Genomic DNA, 4,659 nt, shown 5'->3' on the forward strand with positions numbered 1-4,659 from the left:
GACGCGCACTGCGCGTCGCCGGCCCTCTCACGTCAGCGGGCCCCGTCCCTTCGTGGCGGACGGGTGTGTGCCGGCGGCGGCGCCCTCCCGCCGGCGCTACGCTGGTCGGCGGACAGAGCAGGTCACGGCCCGTCAGGCACGGTTCGGGGCCGTTCCCGCCGCCCGCTCCCGTTCCCGTTCCGGTGGCCGGAGTGCGGTGGCGGCGGCAGGCTGTGTCGCGACGGCGCCACTGCGACAAGGGAGAACCCCGCATGACCGGCCCGAGCAACGTCCGCTACCGGCCGCACCCGCACATCGGCGGTCGGGCGGCGGCCCTGCGGGAGCTGGCGGCTTGGTACGGCGGGGGGCCGCAGGCGCCCAAGGTGCTCCTGGTGACCGGTGATCCGGGCAGTGGCCGGTCGAGGCTGGTGTCCGGCTTCCTGATGCTCTGCGACCCGGTCTTCCGGGCCGGGGCCGACCTGTCCGCCCTCGATCCCGCGACGGTGCCGCCGGCCGGGTTGCCGGGGCCGCGGGTGTTCGCCGCCGCAGGGGTCGGCTCGGCGCAGCTGCTGTCCCGGGTCGCGGACGAGCTCGCCCCCGGGGCCCGGCTCACCGCCGAGGTGTACGAGCGGTTCGCCGCGCTGGAGGAGGAGAGTCCCGTCGCCGTCGTGGTGACGGACCTCGACCGGGTGGGCATGGTCCGGGCCCGTGACGAGACCGGCCGGGCGACGCGTTCCGTGCTCAGCCCGCTGGCCCAGTCGCCGGGAGTGCGCCTGCTGGCGGAGCTGCCCCGGGCGCAGGCGCAGTGGCTGGCGGAGGAGCTGCCGCCCGAGCAGGTCCGGGTCGTCGACCTGGACGAGGCGCCCTGGGCCGACGGCCCAGGACTGGCGCTGCAGGCCGCGCACACGCTGGGCGGCGGCCTCCCGTTCGCCCCGCCGGGCCCCCGGCTGGACCGGCTGGCCGGCGAGCTGGCCCGGACGGCCGGCAACCCGCTGGTGGTCCGCCTCGCGGCCGGATCGGTGCGCAGCACTCCCGGGGCCGGGCCGCCGCAGTGGCCGGCCACCGTCGGCGAGGCCCTCGACCTGCACGCCCGGCGCAGCGGGGCGGACGAACTGACGCTGCACCGCCTGCTGACCCCGCTCGCGCTGGCCCGGGACGGGGCCGCCCTCCCGCAGGAGTTGTGGGCGCGCCTCGCCTCGGCGGTGGCCGGGCGTGACCTCTCGCAGGCGCTGGTCGACGGCCACACCCTGCTCGGGCCCTTCGTCGAGCCGGTCGAGGGCGCCGGGGCCGTCCGGCTGGTGCACCCGGCCGTCGGCGCCGAACTGCGGGACCGGCTCGGCACCAGTGCCCGGGAGGCGCACCGCCGGATCACCCGCAGCCTGCTGGACACCGTCACCGAGGGCGCCGACGGGCCAGGGCCCGAGCGCTGGGCCCGCGCCCTCCCGTACGTCCACGAGCAGCTCACCGGCCATGCGCTGGAGGCCGGGCTGCTCCCGGGCCTGCTGGCCGATCCGGGGTTCCTGCTGCATGGCCCGCAGGAGTTGCTGCGGGCCGCCGCCGAGCACCTCGACCGGACGGGGGCCGACCTGCCGCCGCTGGCCAGGACCTGGCTGCGCCTCGTTCCGCTGCTCACCCGCAGCGGGGCCGGCCCGGCCCAGCGGGCCGGACTGCTGGAGCACGCGTGCCGCCAGGACGGCCTGCCCGTCCCGGACTTCGGGCCGGGCCTGCCCTGGCACACGCTCTGGTGGCATCCGCTGCCCGAGGTCACGGCCCTCACCGCCGCGTACGGCCCGGACGGCTCGCCCGCCGTGGTGGTGGCGCTGCCCGCGGCGGAGGGGCACACGTACCTCGGGTTCGACGCCGTCACCGGCGCCCCGGTCGCGGACGCCGAGGGGTTGGCCCGGCCCGGGGAGGAGCAGCGCGCCGCCGCCCGGTTCGTGATCGGCCCGGAGGTCGGCCAGGTCCGGATCTGGGGCCGCACCGGGGACGCGCCGGTGGCGGTGTTCCTGTCGCAGTCGCCGCTGACGGCCGCGGACATCACCCCGGACGGCATCCTGCTGCTCGCCGATCCGCACGGCCTCGGCGCGCTGCGGGTGACGGCCGGCGCGGACCCCGGCCGGGCGTAGGCCTCCGGGTCCGGGCGGGCCCGGGAAGCGCCGCCCGGTCAGGCGGCGAGCGCGGACCGGCCCGCGAGGACGATCGCGGTGTGCCGGGCGACCCGCTCGCCGAGGTGCTCGGCGGTGGCGATGTCGGACTTGTGGACCGCGTCCACGCCGCCGTCGGCAGGGGTCGCCGCGGCCGCGCCGGCGTAGAAGCCGAGGCGGTTGAGGTCGTTCTCGCTGGCGGTGGAGGAGTTCCAGCCCGGCTTGAGGCCGAGGTTCACCCAGTGCATGCCGTGCTGGGCCGCGAGGGTCTGGAACCCGGCCAGCGTGCTGGACTTGTCGCCCGACTTGGACGCCGAGTTGGTGAAGCCGGCGGCCACCTTGTCCTGCCAGGAGCCGGTGAACCAGCGCTTGCTGGTGGCCTCGCCGAAGACGTGGAAGGCGCCGGAGGCGGTGCCCATGTAGGTGGGGGAGCCGAAGACGATCGCGTCGGCGGCGTCCAGCTGCTCCCACTGCTCGTCGGTGATGGTGTCCACGGCGATCGACAGGACCTCGGCGCCGGCCTCGGCGGCGCCCCGGGCTACGGCCTCGGCCAGGACGGCGGTGTGGCCGTAGCCGGAGTGGTAGGCGATGGCGACGGTGGGGCGGGGGGTGGTGGTCATGGCGCGGTGACTCCTCGGTCGGGGGGAGGGCAGGGCTGGGGTAGGCGTCGGGCGGGTGCCCCGCTCGACGGTCTCCAATATAGACCAGGTCTCTATTGGTTACCAAGGGCGAATCGGAGACCGCCGGGTTACCCTGGAGTCATGACGATCGAGGAGCATGGCACCGGCGTCGCACGGCCGAGCCCGGGGCAGGCCGGTCCCGGGCAGCCGGCGGACGACGGGCCCGCGCAGGAACTCGACGTCTTCGGCCAGGCCTGCCCCAGCCGCGGCATGTTCGCCGAACTCGCCGACAAGTGGTCGCTGCTGATCCTGATGAGCCTCGCCAAGGTCGGCGAACAGCGCTTCTCCGAACTCCAGCGCTCCGTCGGCGGTGTCAGCCGCAAGATGCTCACGCAGTCGCTGCGCACCCTGGAGCGGCACGGCCTGGTGCGCCGCACCGTGTACCCGCAGACCCCGCCCCGGGTGGCCTACGACCTGCTGCCGCTCGGCCGCGACCTCGCCGGGCTGGTGTCGCCGCTGGGCCGCTGGACGGAGCGCAACACCCCGCAGATGCTGGCCGTGCGCGAGGAGTTCGACCTCGCGCACGACGGGCCGCCGGCCGGTGTGCGGGGCGACTGAGCCGGCGTCGCGACTGATTTCACTTTCCGGCCGATGACCATGTACTCTCTTCCTTGTTCGACCGGTTCGCCCCTATAGCTCAGTCGGTAGAGCGTCTCCATGGTAAGGAGAAGGTCTGCGGTTCGATTCCGCATGGGGGCTCCACGAAGAAGGACCCTCGCCATCGGCGAGGGTCCTTCTCGTTTACCGGGTGTATGGTCGCCCCCGCGCGGGTGCGCCCTGGCGGACGGGGGCCCGATGCGCTCTGATGGTGCGTCACACCCGCGTCATGCCCGCGTCACCCGCGCTCCGGACGTCCGGAGCGGGCTGCCGGCGGGTGCGCCCCGGACGGGGCTGCCGGATCGGACTGGAGGGCGCCGTGGGCGTTCGGCTCGTGGTGGTCGACGACCACCGGTTGCTCGCCGAGGCGCTCGCCGCCGCCCTGCAACTGCGCGGCCACCGGGTGCTCGCGGTCGGCTCCCCGGCCGGCGCGGCCTTCGACCTGGTGGCCGGCCGCCGCCCCGAGGTCTGCCTGCTGGGGATCGCCGCACCGGGCGAGGCCGGGGCCTTCGACGCGCTCCGGCGGATCCGCCGCGAGCGGCCTGAGATCGCCGTGATCGTGCTCGGTCCGATGGGTGAACTGCACTGTGTGGCAGGGGCGTTCGCCGCCGGTGCGGCCGGCTACGTGCGCAGCGACGAGCGGATCGACGTGGTGGAGCGGGCCGTCGCGAGAGTCCGCGCGGGCGAGGCCGCGGTGGCCGTCGAACTGCTCAGGTGCGTGTTCGAGCAGCTGCTCAGACCGGTCACCGAGCCGGACGACGAGGCCGTCATGCTGCTCCGCCTGCTGACCCGGCGTGAGATCCAGGTCCTCGTCCGGATCGCGGAGGGCGAGGACACCCAGGCCATCGCGGACGGCATGGGGATCGCCGCCAGCACGGCCCGCACCCATGTGCAGCGGGTGCTGGCCAAGCTCGGCGCGCGCACCAGGCTGGAGGCGGCGGCGGTGGCGGCCCGTACCGGCCTGCTGGAGCGGATGACCCGCGGCTGACGTGCGGCCGGGGCCGGGGCCGGGGGCGGGCGGGGCAGCCGCCCGGCCGGGGGACAATGGCCGGGTGCCGGGAGGGATCGGTCCGGGAGGGATCCGTCCGGCAGTGTTCGGCAACGAAGTGTTCAGCGACGAAGTTTCATCAACGATGTGCCGTCCGAGGCGGCGGCAGGTCGCCTGTGGGAGGTTGCAGCATGAGCAAGTACCTGGTCACCGGTGGTGCCGGTTACGTCGGCAGTGTGGTGGGCGCGCACCTGCTGGAGGCGGGTCACCG

The 4,659-nt window shown here is 75.4% G+C and carries 4 protein-coding genes and 1 tRNA gene; 4 read left to right on the plus strand and 1 reads right to left on the minus strand.

Annotated features, from left to right (window positions below):
• The first annotated feature begins 251 nt into the window (after positions 1-251).
• A complete protein-coding gene (locus ACFUK0_RS39435; RefSeq protein ID WP_380258783.1) occupies positions 252-2,105 on the plus strand; it encodes an ATP-binding protein in 1,854 nt (617 codons plus the stop codon).
• 38 nt (positions 2,106-2,143) lie between these two features.
• Here the strand turns inward: ACFUK0_RS39435 and ACFUK0_RS39440 are convergent, their stop codons facing one another.
• Positions 2,144-2,743: a flavodoxin family protein gene (locus ACFUK0_RS39440; RefSeq protein WP_380258785.1), complete on the minus strand. Its 600-nt coding sequence runs from the start codon at positions 2,741-2,743 to the stop codon at positions 2,144-2,146.
• 141 nt (positions 2,744-2,884) lie between these two features.
• Between ACFUK0_RS39440 and ACFUK0_RS39445 the strand changes: the two genes are divergently transcribed.
• The 3 genes from ACFUK0_RS39445 (at position 2,885) to ACFUK0_RS39455 (ending at position 4,388) form a co-directional block, all read left to right on the plus strand.
• The gene (locus ACFUK0_RS39445; RefSeq protein ID WP_380258787.1) at positions 2,885-3,361 is read left to right on the plus strand and encodes a winged helix-turn-helix transcriptional regulator; all 477 of its coding nucleotides are present in this window, start codon (positions 2,885-2,887) and stop codon (positions 3,359-3,361) included.
• Between the two features lie 68 nt (positions 3,362-3,429).
• Positions 3,430-3,505 (plus strand) — tRNA-Thr (locus ACFUK0_RS39450).
• A gap of 214 nt (positions 3,506-3,719) precedes the next feature.
• Positions 3,720-4,388 carry a DNA-binding response regulator gene (locus ACFUK0_RS39455; protein ID WP_380258789.1) on the plus strand — a complete coding sequence of 223 codons (669 nt, stop codon included), beginning with the start codon at positions 3,720-3,722 and terminating at the stop codon, positions 4,386-4,388.
• Positions 4,389-4,659: the final 271 nt, after the last annotated feature.

This window comes from Kitasatospora sp. NPDC057223, from assembly GCF_042669755.1.
Lineage (GTDB): Bacteria > Actinomycetota > Actinomycetes > Streptomycetales > Streptomycetaceae > Kitasatospora.